The organism is Achromobacter sp. UMC71 (assembly GCF_014170305.1).
Classification (GTDB): domain Bacteria; phylum Pseudomonadota; class Gammaproteobacteria; order Burkholderiales; family Burkholderiaceae_B; genus Achromobacter.
This window is the reverse complement of record NZ_LZZT01000058.1, coordinates 14,297-31,689: the sequence shown is the minus strand read 5'-3', so window position 1 is coordinate 31,689 and position 17,393 is coordinate 14,297. Positions and strand designations below refer to the sequence as shown.

The window sequence follows — 17,393 nt, the reverse complement described above, 5'->3', positions numbered from 1 at the left end:
TTTTCATTGGAGCGCGCCATGTCCGACCGCCGTCGATTCCTCCAGACCGCCGCCTGCCTGCCCTTGCTCGCCCACCCCTGGACGGCCAACGCCCTGAGCACCAAGCGCCCCATGCGCGTCCGCGAAATCTGGTCCAGCGGCGAAATGCTGCCGGTGATGGGGCTGGGCACGGCCGACACCTTCAATGTAGCGCCGTCCGACGCGGCCGCCATGGCGCCCCTGGCGCAGGTGCTGGGCACGCTGCTGGATTCGGGCGGCACGCTGATCGACACCGCGCCCAGCTACGGGCAAGCCGAAGCCGTCACCGGAGCGTTGCTGGCGCGTGCGCCGGACCCGCGGCCCCGCGTGTTCCTGGCCACCAAGATCGGCACCGAAGGGCATGAGTCGGCCATGCGCCAGATCCAGAACTCCCAGCGCGCGCTCAAGTCCGACAAACTGGACCTGATCCAGGTGCACAACCTGATCGACACCCGCAACCAGCTGGCGCTGCTGCGCGAACTGAAGCAACAGGGCCTGACGCGCTATATCGGCATCACGCACTACACCGATTACGCCCATGACGAACTCACCGATCTGGTCGAACGCGAAAAGCCCGACTTCCTGCAGGTCAACCTGTCGGTGGGCGCCCGCAACGCCGAAAAGCGCCTGTTGCCGGCCTGCCTGGCGAACGGCGTCGCGGTCCTGATCAACCGCCCGTTCCAGGATGGCGCCCTGTTCCGCGGGGTCAAGGGGCGGGCGCTGCCCGACCTGGCTGCGGAGATCGGCTGCGGTTCCTGGGCGCAACTGTTCCTGAAATTCATCATCAGCCACCCCGCCGTCACAGCCGTCATTCCCGCCACCTCCAAGCCGGCCAATATGGCGGACAACATCCTGGCGGGTTTCGGGCCCCTGCCGAACCCCGCGCAGCGCGAACGCATCGCCGCCCTGCTGGACTGAGGCCATGCCCCTGGCTGCCGGCTCCTGGCGCCAGCGCGCGGCGCAAGCCTTCGGCATCCGCGCCGAGGAACTGGCGCCGGGGGCTTGCGGCTTCGCCTTCTTCTTTTTCCTGTTCTGCGGCTATTTCATGCTGCGGCCGATCCGCGAAACGCTCGGCATCCAGGCCGGCGTGGATCAGTTGCAATGGCTGTTCACCGCCACCTTCGTCGCCATGCTGGCGGTCGTGCCGCTGTTCGGCTGGCTGTCCGCGCGGGTACCGCGGGCCACGCTGATAACCTGGGTCTACGCCGCCTTCGCCGCCACCATGGCCGGCTATGCCGCGTTGTTCCACTGGCGCCCCGACAGCGTCTGGGCCGCGCGCAGCTTCTATGTATGGCTGTCGGTGTTCAACCTGTTCGTGGTGTCGCTGGCCTGGAGCCTGATGGCCGACGTGTTCCGCATGGACTCGGCCAAGCGCCTGTTCGCCTTCATCGCAGCAGGTGCCAGCGCTGGCGGCCTGTGCGGTCCGCTGCTGGGCGGACTGCTGGCCGGGGCACTGGGCCCGGCGGGCCTGCTGTTGCTGTCGGCCCTGCTGCTGGCAGCAACGCTGCCGCTCAAGCGCTGGCTGCTGCGCTGGCGCGCGGCAACGCGTTCCGACGCCGACACCGCCGACATGGCCCGGCCGATTCCGGGCGCCCTGCTTGCTGGCCTGGCGCGCGTATTCCAGTCGCGCTATCTGCTGGGCATCGCCGCGCTGGTCGTGCTGCTGGCCACCCTCAATACCTTTCTCTACATGGAGCAGGCCCGCCTGGTGGCAGGCGCGTTTGCCGATACCGCCCAGCGCATCCGCGTGTTCGCGGCGCTGGACTTCACGGTCCAGGCGCTGGCGCTGCTGTCGCAGCTGTTCATCACCGGCCGCGTGGCCGCCAAGCTGGGCGTGCGCTTCCTGATGACGGCGGTGCCGCTAGCGATGGCGCTGGCCTTCCTGGCGCTGGCGGCCTACCCGGTGTTTGCCGTGCTGGCGGGCGCCATGATCCTGCGCCGCGCAGGCGAATACGCGTTGATCCGGCCCGGGCGCGAAATGCTGTTCACGGCGGTCTCGCCCGAGGACAAATACAAGACCAAGAACGTCATCGACACCGTGATCTACCGTGCCGGCGATGCCGCCAGCGGCTGGGTCAAGGCAGGCGTCGACGCGCTGGGCCACGGCGTCGCGCTGATCGCCACGCTGGGCGCCGTGTGCGCGCTCGCGGCCGCGGCGCTCGGCTATGGCCTGGGGCGCCGCGCGGACCGTCAGCCCTGCGCGGACCTCACGCCTAAAACGTTAGATTCCTCTGAACACCCATCTCAATAGACCGAACGGATTTCCTGACGGACCGCCGCACAATAGCGCAGCCCATCGCGCAGCCTGACCGCGCCGCCCTCCATGTTCCGGGAATCCGTCATGACACGCACCACCCGCCTCGCCGCCTTGTTGCTTTGCCTTGCCGCGCAACCCGCGCTGGCCGACTATCCCGAACGTCCGATCACCCTGATCGTGCCGGCCGCGGCCGGCGGCAATGCCGACATCACCGCCCGCCTCGTCGGCCAGGAAATGAGCCGCACGCTGGGGCAGCCGGTCGTGGTGGAAAACCGCGTGGGCGCAGGCGGACGCATCGGCACGCAGGCGCTGGTGCGCGCCGCGCCCGACGGCTACACCATCGGCTACGCGCACGTCGGCACCCTGGTGCTGCATCGCTATCTCTTCAAGCAGCAGCTGTACGACCTGGACCGTGACATTGTTCCCATCGGGCTGGTGGCTGAAACCCCCAACGTCATCGTCGTCAACGCGGCCTCGCCCTATCGCGACCTCAAGAGCTTCATCGCGGCCAGTAAAGCGCAGCCCGACCGCCTGACCATGACCTCGGCCGACCCCGGCACCACCAGCGAAGTCGGCGTCAAGCTCTTCATCGCCCAGACTGGCGCGGCCGTGCGCCAGATCCCGTACAAGGCCACCGCCGCCCAGCTCTCGGACCTGTTGGGCGGGCATGTGGACTCGATGATGGAAAACCTGCCGCCGCTGATCGGCAACCTGAAAGATGGCCGCCTGCGCGCGCTGGCGGTCACCACCAAGACCCGCGCGGCGTCCAATCCGGACGTGCCGACAGTGGCCGAACAAGGCTACCCCGATTACGAGCAATCGGCCTGGAGCGCGCTGGTGGCGCCGGCCGGCACCCCGCCCGCGGCGATCGCCCGCTTGAATGCCGCCATGAATGCCGCGCTGCGTTCCGACACCGTCAGCAAGGAACTGCGCAGCCGCTCGCAAGAACCGCTGGGCGGCACGCCCGACGCCGTGAAAACCCAGATCCAGAAGGAACTGCCCAAATGGGAAAGCATCATCAAAGCCGCCGGCACCACGCTGGACTGACGCCGCGCCCCCGATTGCCCGGAGCCGTCTCATGGTCAAGGTAAGCCGCGAAGACTTCACCTGCGCCGCCGCGACCAATGCCTCGGCCTACCGGCGCGTCACCGTGCCCATGCTGAAGATCGAAGCCGGCCCTGGCCCGGCCGTGGCCCTGATGGCCGGCGTGCACGGCGACGAATGGGAAGGCCAGGCCGCCATCCTGCAATTGTGGCACCTGCTGCCCGGCGTCCTGCAACGCGGCACCGTCTATCTCCTGCCCGCCGCCAATGCCGAGGCCTCGCTGGCCGGCACCCGCCTGTCCCCGTCAGATGCCGGCAATCTCAACCGCGCCTTCCTCGGCGCCCCCGTGCGGGGCTACACCGAAAGCGTGGCCGCCGCGCTGGAATCCCGGCTGCTGCCCCGCATCCAGGCGCTGATCGACGTGCACAGCGGCGGCGCATCCCTGCGCTACCTGCCGTCGTCGGTCATCACCCGCTACGGCAACGACGCGTTCGATCAACGTCTGCCGGCGCTGGCCCGTGCCTTCGGCCTGCCCCATTGCGTGTTTTTCCGCGGCACTGAATCCGGCTCCCTGCCCGCCGCCGCCAGCCGCCTGGGCGTGCTGCGGCTGAGCGCGGAAATCGGCGGCGGCCGGGAAACCACTCAAGCCCTGGTCGAACACTGCCGCGACGGCTTGCTGGGATGCCTGGCCGAACTGGGCCTGCTGGCAAACCCGCCGCCCCCCGCCGCCAGCCCCGCACTCTACGACCTGGACGCGCCCGCTGCCACCTTGCGCACGCGGGAAAGCGGTGTCTTCATCCCCGGCGTGACATTGGGCCAGACCGTGACCGCCGGACAGACCATCGGCCAACTGATCGAGCCCGCGCGCCCCGATTCTCCGCTGCGCAGCCTGGCCAGTCCGCAGGCCGGCACCGTCGTGTGCCTGCGCGCCATCGCCCGCAGCGACGACGGCGACTGCCTGCTGCAGGTGGCGCCCGCCCTTCCCCTGGACTCCCTGCCCTCGTTGTACTGACCATTTCCCATGCAGATGAATCCCCGCTTGTCCGGCCTGCGCTGCATCCGCTGCGAAGCCCTGCTGCCGCCCGCCGACTATTCCGAAGGCTGCCCCCAATGCCTGCAAGCCGGCCACCCCGCCTCCCTGGAGTGCCGCTACGACACCCCGGCCGGCGAAACCGCCATGGCATTGCCGGTGCTCAATCCGGTGACGCTGGGCGAAGGCGCCACGCCCTGCCTGGACGCCGCCGCGCTCGCGCAGGCCGAAGGCGTCGGCCGGCTATGGCTCAAGTGCGAAAGTGCCAATCCCACCGGCAGCCACAAGGACCGCATGGCGGCCCAGCTGGTTTCGCGGGCCCGCCTGGCCGGCGCGTCGCGCGTGGCCGCGGCCTCCAGCGGCAACGCCGGCGTGTCGCTGGCGGCGTACTGCGCCGCGGCCAGCTTGCAGGCCGACATCGCCATCACCCGCAGCTGTCCGCCGCTGCAGCGCGAGGCCATGCAACGCTTCGGCGCCCGGCTGACCGCGTTCGACGACAGTCTGGGGCGTTGGCCTTACGTGGCGGACCTATGCCGCAACCAGGGGGCCTTCGCCGGCACCAATTACCTGAATCCGCCGGTCGGCACCCATCCTTATGGCGTCGAGGGCTACAAGCCCATCGCCCAGGAGATTTTCGATACTTGCGGGCTGCCGACGGACATCGTCGTGCCGACCGCGCGCGGCGACCTGCTGTGGGGCATCCTGCTGGGCTGGCAGCATCTGCTGGCTGCGGGCCTGATCCCGCGGCTGCCGCGCCTGCACGCGGTCGAACCCTATGCCCGCCTGTCGCGGGCCCGGGCTGCCGGCGATGCGCGAGGGCAATGGGATGGCGCCACGGACCAGTACTCGATCGCCGGCGGCACCACCACGCTGCAGTCATTGGCGGCCCTGGCGCGCTCGGGAGGCTCGCCGGTGGAAGTATCGGACCCCGCCGCCGCCCAGGCGCAGCAACGCCTGGAACGCATGGGATTGGCGGCCGAGCTGTCGTCGGCCGCCGCACTGGCCGCGGTGACGCGGCTGCGCCGCGCCGGGCAGCTGGATGCGGAGTCCTCGGTGGTGCTGATCCTGACGTCTGACGGACGCCGCGGTTGATGGCTTGAACGGGTAGCACGCCAGCGCAAGCGAATGCGCTAGCAGGACCTAGGGCCTGTTAACACTAAAAGGCCCTAGGGCCTGTTCACACTAGAAGGCGCCTCGCACAGGCCGGTAATCGGGCGCCAGGCTAGGCGCGGTCGCCGCCGCGTGGCTGTGCCACGCAAGGTGAGCGCAACGACGCCTGGCGCCCGATTACCGGCCTGCCCGAAGGGTGAGCACCCAAATGAGCGCCTCTCGGCGTTGCGAATGCTCGCCGGGGGTCGACCACGACTGCGCTTCGCGCCTTGATAGCCACTCATTTGGGTACTCATGCGAGGCGCCTTCTAGTGTGAACAGGCCCTAGGCCAGGTCGACCCCGTAGCGCTCCACCAGCGGCGCCAGCGCCGCGCGCAAACAAGTGGCCCAGAACTTGCCGGCCTCGGACAGGGGCCGGCTGCCATGCACGATCATGTGGCATTCAAAATGCACCGGCGCGCTGAGCGGCCGGTGGCTCAGCCCGGCGGCTTCCAGGCTTACCGCGGTCGCGGGATTGGCGATGCCGACGCCATGGCCGTCCAGTGCCAGCTGGCAGATGGTGGCCGAATACGGCGTCTCGATCGCGATCTTCAGGTTCAGCCCGGCCTGCAGCAACAACGCGTCCAGACGCTGGCGCGAGGCGTCCTCGGCATTCAACGCGATAACATCGGCATCAGCCATCTGCGCAAAGCCTACCTGCTCCAGCCGCGCCAAGGGGTGCCCCTTGGGAAACACCACCACGGCGCGCAGGCTGGCCAGGCGATGGCCCCGCAAGCCTTCCAGCTCGGACTCGTCGGCCACGGCCGCCAGGTCCAGTTCGCCGGAGACGACCATGTCGCGCAAGGTGTTTGAATCGCGGATCTGCAGGTACAGCGGCGTATCCGGATAGCGTTGACGGAAGCGCGCGATGGCATCGCTGACGACCGCGCCACTGTATGCGTGGATGCAACCGATGCGCAAACGCGGCTGCGCCGCGCCGCGAATAGCCCGGATCTTGCGGCCCAGGCTTTCCAGGCCGACGTTCAGGCGGCGGATTTCCTCGTATAGCAGCGTGGCTTCGGGCGTGCGCAGCATGCGCTGGCGCACGCGCTCGAACAAGCGCAATTCGATGCTGGCTTCCAGAGCGGCCAAGGTGGCACTGACGGTGGCGGGCGATACGTCCAGCCGCCGGGCCGCGGCGGTCACGCTTTCTGTCTCATAGACCGTGCGGAAGGTCTCAACCTGTTTGAGCGTGAAGGTCATGGCCGGGCGCGCCGCAAGTTCAGATGCGCTGCAGGTCCATCAGCACCCGGCGCGTCGCCAGGGGCCGGCCGGCCAGGTTCTCGGCCAGGCGCTCGCGCAGATCGCGGCGCAGGGCAGGCTCGATGACCGGATCGTCAAAGTCGGGTTCGGCTTCGTCCACGCCATAGCCGGTTTCACGCAGCAGCGTCCACTCGAAACGGCGCAGAGCGCCCGCGGCACGGGTGCCGCCCGACAACTGCTGCAAAGCCATGTCGTACGCGTCGAACAGCAGGGGGTGGGCGTCTTCGCGCGGCAGCAGCCGCAGCAGCAGCTCGTTCATGTACCAGGCCGACATCAGCGCGGTGCCGCTCAGGGCGCGCACCCCCATGATCTCGGCCCGTGTCAGAGTCTTGACCTCGCCATTGCCCGTCCAGGACAGCAACAAGGGCTGAAAGGCCGACAGCACGGGACGCAAAACGGAATACGGGCGCTTGGCGCCCTTGGCGACCATGGCGACGCAGCCATGGTCGCGCGAGAAAGTCTGAACGATGAGGGATGTCTCACGCCACGCGGTGGCGTGCAGCATGTATCCCGGGCGATCCTGGACGCGTGGCGCCCGTTTACTCATAGCCCAAATCGCGCAGCGCACTCTCGCGGTCGGACCAGCCCTTGCGCACCTTGATGTAGATCTCCAGGTGTACAGGCTTGTCCAACAGCTTGGCGATGTCCTGCCGCGCTTCGGAAGCAATGCGCTTCATGTGCATGCCGCCTGTGCCCAGCAGGATGGGCTTGTGGCTGTCGCGCTCCACGACGACGCAGGCCGCGATGCGCGCGCCCTTGTCGTTTTCTTCCCATTGCTCGATGACGACCGTACAGCCGTAGGGCAGCTCGTCGCCCACCAGGCGGAAGATCTTCTCGCGCACCAGCTCGGCCGCGATGAAGCGCATCGGGCGGTCGGTCAGGGTGTCTTCCTCGAACATCGCCTCGCCTTCCGGCAGGCGCGTCGCGATTTCTTGCAGCAGCTGGTCCAGCTGCTGGTTCTTGGTGGCGCTGACCGGCACCACGGCGCCGAACGGATGCAGCGCCATGATCTTGGAGACAAAAGCGAACAGCTCGTCGCGGTTCTTCAGGGCGTCGATCTTGCTGACGACCAGGATGGTGCGCTCGGGCGACGGCAGCAGCGGCAGCAGCTTGGCATCGCCTTCGGACCACTTGCCGGCCTCGACCACATGCACCACCACGTCGACATCGGCCAGCGCCTGGGTCACAACACGGTTCATCATGCGGTTCATGGCGCCGCCATGGCGCGTCTGGAAGCCGGGCGTATCGACGAACACGAACTGCTCATGGTCGCGCGTCAGCACGCCATGGATGCGGTGGCGCGTCGTCTGCGCCTTGCGCGACACGATGGAAATCTTGGAACCGATCAGGGCATTCGTCAGCGTGGACTTGCCCACATTGGGGCGGCCGACGATGGCCACGAAGCCGGTACGAAAAGGGGTATCGCTCATTTAGTCTCTTGGGACACTGCCACGGGCAGCGACAATTGCGCGGTTTTGCGCGCCTTGCCCGACTTGCGGGCAGCTTTGGCCGCCGGGCTGACGGCCAGCGCGGCTTCCAGCGCCAACTTGGCCGCCGATTGCTCGGCGGCGCGGCGGCTGGCGCCGGGAGCCGTCACTTTGATCTCGAGCGCCGGAATGGCGCACTCGACCTCGAATTGCTGGCTATGGGCCGCGCCATGCGTGGCCACGACCGTATACACGGGCAGGGCCAGCTTGCGGCCCTGCAAAAATTCCTGCAGCAAGGTCTTGGCGTCCTTGCCCAGGGTCTTGGGATCGACCGAGGCCAGCACCGGCTGGTACTGGCGCACGATCACGCGGCGGGCGGCATCGAACCCGGCATCCAGGAACACGGCGCCGAACAGGGCCTCGACCGTGTCCGCCAGGATCGACGGACGGCGGAAACCGCCGCTTTTCAGTTCGCCTTCGCCCAGGCGCAGGTATTGGGACAATTCCAGGCGCTGGGCGATGTCGGCCAGCGACGCCTGCTTGACCAGGTTGGCCCGCAAACGCGACAGGTCGCCTTCGTCGATTTTCGAATAGCGCTCGAACAGCATCGCCGCGACGACGAAGTTCAGCACGGAATCCCCAAGGAATTCCAGCCGCTCGTTGTGGCGCGCACCGTGGCTACGATGCGTCAGTGCCTGTTCAAGCAATGCTGGATCACCGAAGTGGTGATCCAGCCGGTTTTCTAGCGTGGCTAGCGACATAATCAGTTGAACCGGCCGATCCGGCTGAGATCGCTGAAATTCATCCAGATGAAAAACGCCTTCCCGACGATATTGGCTTCAGGTACGAAACCCCAGTATCGGCTGTCGGCGCTGTTATCCCGATTATCGCCCATGGCGAAGTAATGCCCCTCGGGTACTTTGCAGCGTACCCCATCGCGGGAATATTGGCAGTTCCCAAGGGACGGAAATTGGTACTGCGGCCGATATTCTTGCGGCCGGCTTTCATCAAGCAGTATTTGGTGGCTAACTTCGCCCAACTTCTCTTTATATTGTGCGATATACGAGACACGGTCGGGTTCGAAATAGTCGCCGTCGCGTACATGCGTCACCAATTCGCCGTTCACGTACAGCTTTTTGTCGATGTAGGCCACTTCGTCGCCGGGCAAGCCGACCACGCGCTTGATGTAATCGACATCGGGATCTACCGGATAGCGGAACACGAACACGTCACCGCGCTGCGGCTTGCCGATATCGACCACCTTCTTGTCGACGACGGGCAGGCGCAGGCCATAACTGAACTTGTTCACCAGGATCAGATCGCCCGACTGCAGCGTAGGCAGCATCGAACCGGACGGAATGCGGAACGGTTCGACCACGAACGAACGCAGCACGAACACGAACAGGATCACGGGAAAGAAGCTGACCGCGTATTCGATCCACCACGGCACGCGACGCGCCTTGTCGCCGGCTTCGCGCCGCAGGCGCTCGGCCTCTTGCGCGTCGCCGCCGGCCAGGGCCGTGTCGTACTGCGCCATCGCCTCTTGGGCCCGGCGCTCGCGGCCGCGCCGCAATACGGCCAGATCGAGCCCCCAGATAATGCCGGTCAGGACCAGCAAAACAAACAGGATCAGGGCAAAGTTCCAACTCATCAGCTAACCGCCTTCTTGGGTTCTATTTGTCGTCCACTTGCAGGATGGCCAGGAATGCTTCCTGGGGAATTTCCACCGTGCCGACCTGCTTCATGCGCTTCTTGCCGGCCTTCTGCTTTTCAAGCAGCTTCTTCTTGCGCGAGATGTCGCCACCGTAGCACTTGGCCAGCACGTTCTTGCGCAGCGCCTTGACGTTTTCGCGGGCGATGATTTCGGCGCCAATGGCGGCCTGGATCACCACGTCGAACATCTGGCGCGGAATCAGCCCGCGCATGCGCGTAACGACGTCGCGGGCGCGGTGACGGGCGTTGCTGCGGTGGACGATCACGGCCAGCGCGTCGACGCGGTCGTTGTTGATCAGCAGGTCCACCCGCACCACGTCGGCCGAGCGGTATTCCAGGAACTCGTAGTCCATCGAGGCATAGCCGCGCGACACCGATTTGAGCTTGTCGAAGAAGTCCAGCACGATTTCAGCCAGCGGGATTTCGTACACCAGGTGCACCTGGCGCCCGTGGTAGCTCATGTTGATCTGCGAGCCGCGCTTGTTATTGCACAGCGTCATGACCGGACCGACGTAGTCCTGCGGCATGAACAGCGTGACCTTCACGATCGGTTCGCGAATGTCCTGGATCTTGCCCACTTCCGGCATGCGGGACGGGCTTTCGACCGTGATCACGGTGCCGTCGCGCTGCTCGACTTCGTACACCACCGACGGCGCGGTGGTGATGATGTCCATGTCGAATTCTCGCTCCAGACGCTCCTGCACGATTTCCATGTGCAGCAGGCCCAGGAAGCCGCAGCGAAAACCGAAGCCCAGCGCCTGCGACACTTCAGGTTCGAACATCAGCGCGGCGTCGTTCAGCTTGAGCTTGTCGAGCGAATCGCGCAGCTGGTCGTATTCGGAGCTTTCGACCGGGTACAGGCCGGCGAACACCTGTGGCTTGACTTCCTTGAAGCCAGGCAGGGCCGCGGCGGCCGGCTTGTTGGCCAGCGTGACCGTGTCGCCGACCTTGGCATCTTCAAGCTGCTTGATGCCAGCGATGATGAAGCCCACCTCGCCCGCCGACAGATGCGGACGCTGCTGCGACTTCGGAGTGAACACGCCGGTCTGCTCGCACAGGTGAGTGGCACCGGAGGCCATCAGCAGGATCTTGTCCTTGGGCTTGAGCACGCCGTTGACGATGCGCACCAGCATCACCACGCCCACGTAATTGTCGAACCACGAGTCGATGATCAGCGCTTGCAGCGGCGCGTCCGGATCGCCCTTGGGCTGCGGCACGCGCGCCACGATGGATTCCAGAATCTCGTCGATGCCCATGCCGGTCTTGGCGCTGGCCAGCACGGCCTGCGAGGCGTCGATGCCGATCACGTCCTCGACCTCTTGGCGCGCCCCTTCCGGGTCGGCCTGGGGCAAGTCCATCTTGTTCAGTACGGGCAGCACTTCCACGCCCAGCTCGATGGCGGTGTAGCAGTTGGCCACAGTCTGGGCTTCCACGCCCTGCGAGGCGTCCACCACCAGCAGCGCGCCTTCGCAGGCCGACAGCGAGCGGCTGACTTCATACGAGAAGTCGACGTGCCCCGGGGTGTCGATCAGGTTCAGGTTGTAGACCTTGCCGTCCTGCGCCTTGTAGTGCAGGGCCGCGGTCTGGGCCTTGATGGTAATGCCGCGCTCGCGCTCGATCTCCATGGAGTCGAGCACCTGCGCCGACATTTCGCGATCCGCCAACCCGCCGCAGCGTTGGATCAGGCGATCGGCCAGGGTCGATTTGCCGTGATCGATGTGGGCAATGATGGAGAAGTTGCGAATATGCTGCATGCTTGAATTTAAAAGGGACGGAACACTCGGCAAACTGCCGGAAGACGCCGCCACCCAGGTAGGCACGGCTGACGGGGTTTTAGGCAAACGCCTCGGGTCACTGACCCGGCCGCCCTGCCGGGCCGCGATTCCCACGGCGTTCCAGGCAAAAACGAGGGGGCGCCAGGCGCCCCCTCTTGCGGCAACCAGCCATTTTAGCCGGTCTTGGGCCTTATTTGCTTGCGGGTACCGCTACCCACTGAGTCTGCTCGCCGCGGCGCACCAGCAAGCCCGCCGCGCGGCCCTTGTCCAGCTTGCCCACCAGCTCGGCGAATTGCTTGGCGCCGGTGACGTCGGTGTCGTTCAAGGCCAACACAATATCGCCTTCCTGCAGGCCGGCCTTGGCGGCAGCCCCTTCCGCGACCTTGACCTGCACGCCGCCCTTGATGCGCAGCTTCTTCTGCACGTCGGCGGGCACGTCCACCACCCCCAGGCCCAGCGCATTGGTGATTTCCGGCGCCGGCGTCGCGGCCTTTTTGCCCGCGGCAGCCTTCTCGGCGGGAATCTCGCCGACCTTGACCGACAGGGTCATCTTCTTGCCCTTGCGCCACACGTCCATGTCGGCGCGGGTGCCCGGCTTGGTTTCGCCGACGATGCGCGGCAGATCGGACCAGCGCTTGATCGGTTCCTTGTTGAACGACAGGATCACGTCGCCCGGCTGCACGCCGGCCTGTTCCGCCGGACCGTCGACTTCGACGCTGCTGACCAGGGCGCCTTCGGCCTTGGGCAGGCCGATGGCTTCGGCCACGTCCTTGCCGACTTCGCCGATCTGCACGCCCACACGGCCGCGTGTGACCTTGCCGGTTGCGCGCAGCTGATCCACCACCCGCATCGCTTCGTCGATCGGGATGGCCAGCGAAATGCCCATGAAACCGCCGCTGCGCGAAATGATCTGGGAATTGATGCCCACCACCTCGCCGGCCAGGTTGATCAGCGGACCGCCCGAGTTGCCCGGGTTGACCGCTACGTCCGTCTGGATGAACGGCAGGTATTCGCCGGTGTCGCGGCCGATGGCGCTGACGATGCCGGACGTTACCGTGGAATCCAGGCCGAACGGCGAACCGATGGCCAGCACCCATTGGCCCTTCTTGAGTTTCTTGGGATCGCCGATGACCAGGGGTGTCATGTCCTTGGCTTCGATCTTGATCAGCGCCACGTCGGTGCGTTCGTCGGTGCCGATCACCTTGGCCTTGAATTCGCGGCCGTCGGTGAGGGTGACGAAGATGTCGGTTGCATCGCTGACCACGTGATTATTGGTCATGATGTAGCCGTCATCGGAAATGAAGAAGCCCGAACCCACGCCGCGCGGCACGGTGCGCTCTTCGGGTTGCGGCTGCTGCGGCTGCGGACGTTGGCGCTGGCCCGGGGCTTGGCCCGGCGGCTGGAAGTCCGGGCCGAAGAACCAGCGGAACAGCTCGGCGGGGTCGTTGCCCCCCGGGCCCACGCCGCGGATCGGCACGGTCGCGGTGGTACGGATGTTCACCACCGCCGGATCGGCCTTCTCGATGATGCTGGTGAAGTCAGGCAACGCCACCGTCGGGGTAGGCGTATCGGTCGCGGCGGCCGCGGCGGTCTGCGCCTGCGACACCGGTGCCAAGGCGGCCGACATCAAGAGCCCCGCCGTCGCGGCCGCCAGAAAGCGCCGCAGACCAGGGTTCGACACCATCAATGCTTTCATAGATTGCTCCGAATTTACTTCTTGCCGCAGAGGCCGGTCACTTGGAGCCGGCCGCCGGAGCGTTCGCCACGGGTACGTATTCTGTCGCTTCCGCCAATTGTTCCAGCGTTGCCACGGGCACTTCGCCCACGGCGGTCAGCCAGTAATCGGCGATGCGGGTGCCGTAGACGGTGATCGAACCGCGCTGCGCCGCGCCAGGCGGCGGGTGATGATCGCGCTGGCTGTCGTAGGGTTCGATGAACACCGAGATCGCCGCCAGCCCATCGGACAGCACCATCTGGTTCACCGTCGCGCCGCGCCCCATCGCGCGCGACACCTGCATAACCACGGAAAAGCCCTTGGGCGCCGGAATGCGCCAGCCCAGCGCGCCCAGGTCGACCGGCTTCATGGAGGGTTCAAGCACCTTCCAGTCGCGCGTGTTCCAGCGCGAGGTCAGCGATTGCGGATCGACTTCGGCGCCCAGGCGCAGCGAGGTGAACGACACCTGCTCGACCACGCCGCGGGCGGCGTTGAGCGTCTGCGCCTTCAGCAGCAGATTGGTTTCGACGTCCGCGCACAGGCGATAGCCATAGCGCAACTTGTCCAGCGGTTCGATAGTGATCAGGCGGCACTCGCGCCCGGCCACCCGGTGCAAGGCCGATTCAGTACGGATCTTGTAGTGTTCGGTCAGGTTGGCCGGATTGCCCAGCAACAGGCCGGGGAAGCGGTCGCCGCGGCGGCGCTCGATCAGGACCGTCTTGCGCTCGGGGATCAGGCACTGGACGTCTTCGTTGTGGCGCAGATATTCGCGCGGCTGGCCGTCCAGGATCTCGAGTCGCTCGCGTTCGCCGGTGCCGTCCAGGATGTGCACCAGGCGCGAGGACTGGATCATCTCGCCCTGCTGATACATGAACACGCCCGCGTAGTCCTGCTTGCGCGCCGCCTGCTGGATGCGCGAGAGCAGCTGAACCACGTCGTCGCCCTGCTGGGCCGGCGTGGAATCAGCGGCGCGCGCGGGTTCGTGCGCGGCCAGGAAAGCGGTCAGGAGCGTAGCGGCAAACCAGCCAGCGCGGTGGGCTTGCCACGAGGCAGCCCGTCCCAGCACCGGCCAGCGGGTCGGAAGCACTAAGGCCATCAGCGTCCCGCTCCGACATCGAACGACACCTGGCGCACCGCGCTGGGGCCGGCCATCTGGCGATGGGCCTCCAGGTAGTCGCTCAGGCCCGAAGTGTCGGTGCCGCTCAGGCTGGCGTCGGCCAGCACGCGCGTCTCGGTGCCGGGCGAGCCGCCCGCGAGGTACGGCTGGGCCACCCAGGCGACGGTAGCCACCGCGGCCGCCACGGCCAGGCCAGACAGGCCCATGCGCAACGGCGAACGGCGCCGGGGCGCCGCCACGATCGGCAATTCGGCGTCCAGGGCGCGCGACAGGCGGGCGTGAAAGCCCGCGCTGGGCGTCAACGCCAGATCGGTATTGCGCAGGGCATCACCGATGAGGTGATAGGTATCCCAGGTCTGCCGCCCTTCTCGGGTCGACAGGCCAGGGAGAATATCGTCGGATTCTTCACCGTCCATCCAGGCGGAAACGGATTCCTCCCAGGAGATATCGGAAGAAACGACGGACTTGGCTGCTGTTGTCTGCATGACTGCCACTCCTTACCAGCGACGCTCGGCATCGGTGCCAAGCAATGGGCGCAACTTGGTTGCGATGGCTTCGCGCGCACGAAAAATGCGGGAACGCACCGTACCAATGGGGCAGTCCATGCTCTGGGCGATGTCTTCGTAACTCATACCTTCGATTTCACGCAGGACAATTGCGGTACGCAATTCCTCGGGCAATTCCTCGATGGCCGCGTTCACCGTTTCGGCGATTTCGCGGCTGGCGACCATGGATTCCGGCGTGCTTATATCGGTTAGGTTGTCGGTTTCGTTAAAAGTTTCACCGTCTTCCGTTTCTATCGCATTGGGCGCGCTCGGCCGTCGGCCCTGCGAGGCAAGCCAATTGCGGGCCGTATTGATGGCGATGCGATACAACCAGGTATAGAACGCGCTTTCGCCCCGGAACTGGGGCAAGGCCCGATAGGCCTTGATGAACGCTTCCTGGGCCACGTCCTCGATTTCGGACGGGTCCCGGATCATCCGGGCCAGCAGGCGAAGAATCTTGCGCTGATACTTGAGCACCAGCAGATCGAAGGCCTTCTTGTCGCCCCGCTGGACGCGGGCGACAAGCTCGGCGTCGACTTCGCGCTCGCTCATGAGGCCTCCCGCAGGCGGACCGCCGTGGACGCACGCCGCGCCGCGCCAGCCAGCAGGCATAGACGCCGCCAGGCCTGGGGTCGTGACGTCCGCTGCCAGACGGTGAAAGTTACATTGTTGTGGTTAAAGGCCGTACTCCCGGAGGGCAAGGGCTGCAAGGTGAGCGTGAGCCACGCCGGCCCGCGGTGCTGGTCCACCAGCGCCGCGTCCTGCCAGCCGCCTGGCAGGCGCACCTGCCAGCGGCCGGCCCCGGGCGCCGTGCGCAATGCCGATACCGGGGACAGGCTGCTACGGATCGAGTGTAACAGCCCGGCCGCCGCCAGCAGGGACGCCAGGATGGCGGCTGCCGTCCAGGCCGCCCCATGCCAGGTGGCCGCGGTCACCGTGCTGGCCACCGCGGCGGCCAGCGCCAAGGCCGGAAGCGCCGCGACGCCGCGCGGCCGCAAGACAGGCACGCGAAACGTCCAGCGCCCCTGGCCCGGGCCTTCCAAATCAGACCCGGCGAACGGCCATGGAGCCGTTGGTGCCGCCGAAGCCGAACGAGTTGGACAGGCCGACGTCGATCTTCATCTGCCGCGCCTCGTTGGCGCAGTAATCCAGATCGCATTCCGGATCTTGATTGAAGATGTTGATGGTCGGAGGCGAGACCTGGTTGTAGACCGCCAAGGTCGTGAACACGGCCTCGATGCCGCCGGCCGCGCCCAGCAGGTGGCCGGTCATGGACTTGGTCGAGTTCACCACCAGCTTCTTGGCATGGTCGCCGAAAGCCAGCTTCAGCGCGTCGGTCTCGTTCTTGTCGCCCAGGGGCGTCGAGGTGCCGTGCGCGTTGACGTACTGGATGTCTTCCAGGTTCAGGCCGCCGTTGCGCAGCGCGTTGATGATGCCGCGGCGCGGGCCGTCCTTGTCGGGGGCCGTGATGTGATGCGCGTCCGAGCTCATGCCGTAGCCTGCGAACTCACCATAGATGCGCGCGCCGCGCTTCTTGGCGTGTTCGTATTCTTCCAGCACCAGCACGCCGGCGCCTTCGCCCAGCACGAAGCCGTCGCGGTCGCGGTCCCAGGGACGCGATGCCGTCTGAGGATCATCGTTGCGGGTCGACAGCGCGCGCATGGCGGCGAAACCGCCGATGCCCAGCGGCGACACGGTCGACTCGGCGCCACCAGCCAGCATGACGTCGGCGTCGCCGTACTCGATCAGGCGGGCTGCGTCGCCGATGCAATGCAGGCCCGTGGTGCAGGCCGACACGACGGCGTAGCTGGGACCCTTCATGCCGTAGGCGATAGACAGGTGGCCGGAGATCAGGTTGATCAGCGAACCCGGCACGAAGAACGGCGAGATCCGGCGCGGCCCCTTGGCCATGTACTCGACCTGGGTTTCCTCGATGCGCGGCAAGCCGCCGATGCCCGAGCCCACGATCACGCCGATGCGCTCGGCGTTGGCGTCGGTGACTTCCAGGCCGCTGTCGCGCCAGGCCTGCATCCCGGCAGCCAGGCCGTAATGGATGAAGGTATCCATCTGGCGGGCTTCTTTGGACGAGATATAGGCGCTGATGTCGAAGTCTTTGACTTCGCCGGCGATGTGCGTGGTGATGGCCGAGGGATCGAAACGGCTGATGCGGCTGATGCCAGAACGTCCGTTGACGATATTGTCCCAAGCGGTGGTCAGGTCGTTGCCAACAGGCGAAACGATACCAAGGCCAGTGATGACGACTCGTCGCTTCACGGATGACTCCTCAAACAGACAAAAGAAAGGCGGTTTTCGGGATGCACTGCACGTGCGGAACACGCAA

At 66.3% G+C, this 17,393-nt stretch carries 16 protein-coding genes; 5 read left to right on the top strand and 11 right to left on the bottom strand.

Features of this window, described 5'->3' with window-relative positions; all coding sequences use genetic code 11:
* The first annotated feature begins 18 nt into the window (after window positions 1-18).
* The 5 genes from A9974_RS28075 (at window position 19) to A9974_RS28055 (ending at window position 5,441) form a co-directional block, all read left to right on the top strand.
* Window positions 19-936 carry an aldo/keto reductase gene (locus tag A9974_RS28075; RefSeq protein ID WP_183007448.1) on the top strand — a complete coding sequence of 306 codons (918 nt, stop codon included), beginning with the start codon at window positions 19-21 and terminating at the stop codon, window positions 934-936.
* 4 nt (window positions 937-940) lie between these two features.
* Window positions 941-2,269: an NTP/NDP exchange transporter gene (locus tag A9974_RS28070; protein ID WP_183007447.1), complete on the top strand. Its 1,329-nt coding sequence runs from the start codon at window positions 941-943 to the stop codon at window positions 2,267-2,269.
* 90 nt (window positions 2,270-2,359) lie between these two features.
* A complete protein-coding gene (locus A9974_RS28065; RefSeq protein ID WP_183007446.1) occupies window positions 2,360-3,322 on the top strand; it encodes a tripartite tricarboxylate transporter substrate binding protein in 963 nt (320 codons plus the stop codon).
* A gap of 31 nt (window positions 3,323-3,353) precedes the next feature.
* Window positions 3,354-4,331 carry a succinylglutamate desuccinylase/aspartoacylase family protein gene (locus tag A9974_RS28060; RefSeq protein WP_183007445.1) on the top strand — a complete coding sequence of 326 codons (978 nt, stop codon included), beginning with the start codon at window positions 3,354-3,356 and terminating at the stop codon, window positions 4,329-4,331.
* 9 nt (window positions 4,332-4,340) lie between these two features.
* Entirely contained in the window at window positions 4,341-5,441 is a 1,101-nt protein-coding gene (locus A9974_RS28055) for a pyridoxal-phosphate dependent enzyme (protein WP_183007444.1), read from the top strand.
* Between the two features lie 342 nt (window positions 5,442-5,783).
* Here the strand turns inward: A9974_RS28055 and A9974_RS28050 are convergent, their stop codons facing one another.
* The 11 genes from A9974_RS28050 to fabF form a co-directional block, all read right to left on the bottom strand.
* Window positions 5,784-6,701 (bottom strand): LysR substrate-binding domain-containing protein, encoded by a 918-nt coding sequence (locus A9974_RS28050; RefSeq protein ID WP_183007443.1) that lies wholly within the window; start codon window positions 6,699-6,701, stop codon window positions 5,784-5,786.
* A gap of 19 nt (window positions 6,702-6,720) precedes the next feature.
* Complete coding sequence (gene recO / locus A9974_RS28045) at window positions 6,721-7,308, bottom strand: DNA repair protein RecO (RefSeq protein ID WP_025137141.1); 588 nt, start codon at window positions 7,306-7,308, stop codon at window positions 6,721-6,723.
* Window positions 7,301-8,191, bottom strand: coding sequence for a GTPase Era (gene era, locus A9974_RS28040; RefSeq protein WP_183007442.1), 891 nt, complete (start codon window positions 8,189-8,191; stop codon window positions 7,301-7,303). Before era ends, recO begins: the two co-directional genes overlap by 8 nt.
* Window positions 8,188-8,949, bottom strand: a complete 762-nt coding sequence (rnc, locus tag A9974_RS28035) for a ribonuclease III (RefSeq protein ID WP_183007441.1) — start codon at window positions 8,947-8,949, stop codon at window positions 8,188-8,190. The genes era and rnc overlap by 4 nt, the downstream gene beginning before the upstream one ends.
* A gap of 2 nt (window positions 8,950-8,951) precedes the next feature.
* Window positions 8,952-9,839, bottom strand: a complete 888-nt coding sequence (gene lepB, locus A9974_RS28030) for a signal peptidase I (RefSeq protein WP_183007440.1) — start codon at window positions 9,837-9,839, stop codon at window positions 8,952-8,954.
* Between the two features lie 22 nt (window positions 9,840-9,861).
* A complete protein-coding gene (gene lepA, locus A9974_RS28025; RefSeq protein ID WP_183007439.1) occupies window positions 9,862-11,655 on the bottom strand; it encodes a translation elongation factor 4 in 1,794 nt (597 codons plus the stop codon).
* Between the two features lie 211 nt (window positions 11,656-11,866).
* Complete coding sequence (locus A9974_RS28020) at window positions 11,867-13,372, bottom strand: DegQ family serine endoprotease (protein WP_183007438.1); 1,506 nt, start codon at window positions 13,370-13,372, stop codon at window positions 11,867-11,869.
* A gap of 37 nt (window positions 13,373-13,409) precedes the next feature.
* Window positions 13,410-14,486, bottom strand: coding sequence for a MucB/RseB C-terminal domain-containing protein (locus A9974_RS28015; RefSeq protein ID WP_183007437.1), 1,077 nt, complete (start codon window positions 14,484-14,486; stop codon window positions 13,410-13,412).
* Window positions 14,486-14,992 carry a sigma-E factor negative regulatory protein gene (locus tag A9974_RS28010; protein ID WP_183007436.1) on the bottom strand — a complete coding sequence of 169 codons (507 nt, stop codon included), beginning with the start codon at window positions 14,990-14,992 and terminating at the stop codon, window positions 14,486-14,488. The genes A9974_RS28015 and A9974_RS28010 overlap by 1 nt, the downstream gene beginning before the upstream one ends.
* A 12-nt stretch (window positions 14,993-15,004) precedes the next feature.
* Window positions 15,005-15,604: an RNA polymerase sigma factor RpoE gene (gene rpoE, locus A9974_RS28005; RefSeq protein WP_006223829.1), complete on the bottom strand. Its 600-nt coding sequence runs from the start codon at window positions 15,602-15,604 to the stop codon at window positions 15,005-15,007.
* Between the two features lie 492 nt (window positions 15,605-16,096).
* Window positions 16,097-17,326, bottom strand: a complete 1,230-nt coding sequence (fabF, locus tag A9974_RS28000; protein ID WP_183007435.1) for a beta-ketoacyl-ACP synthase II — start codon at window positions 17,324-17,326, stop codon at window positions 16,097-16,099.
* Window positions 17,327-17,393: the final 67 nt, after the last annotated feature.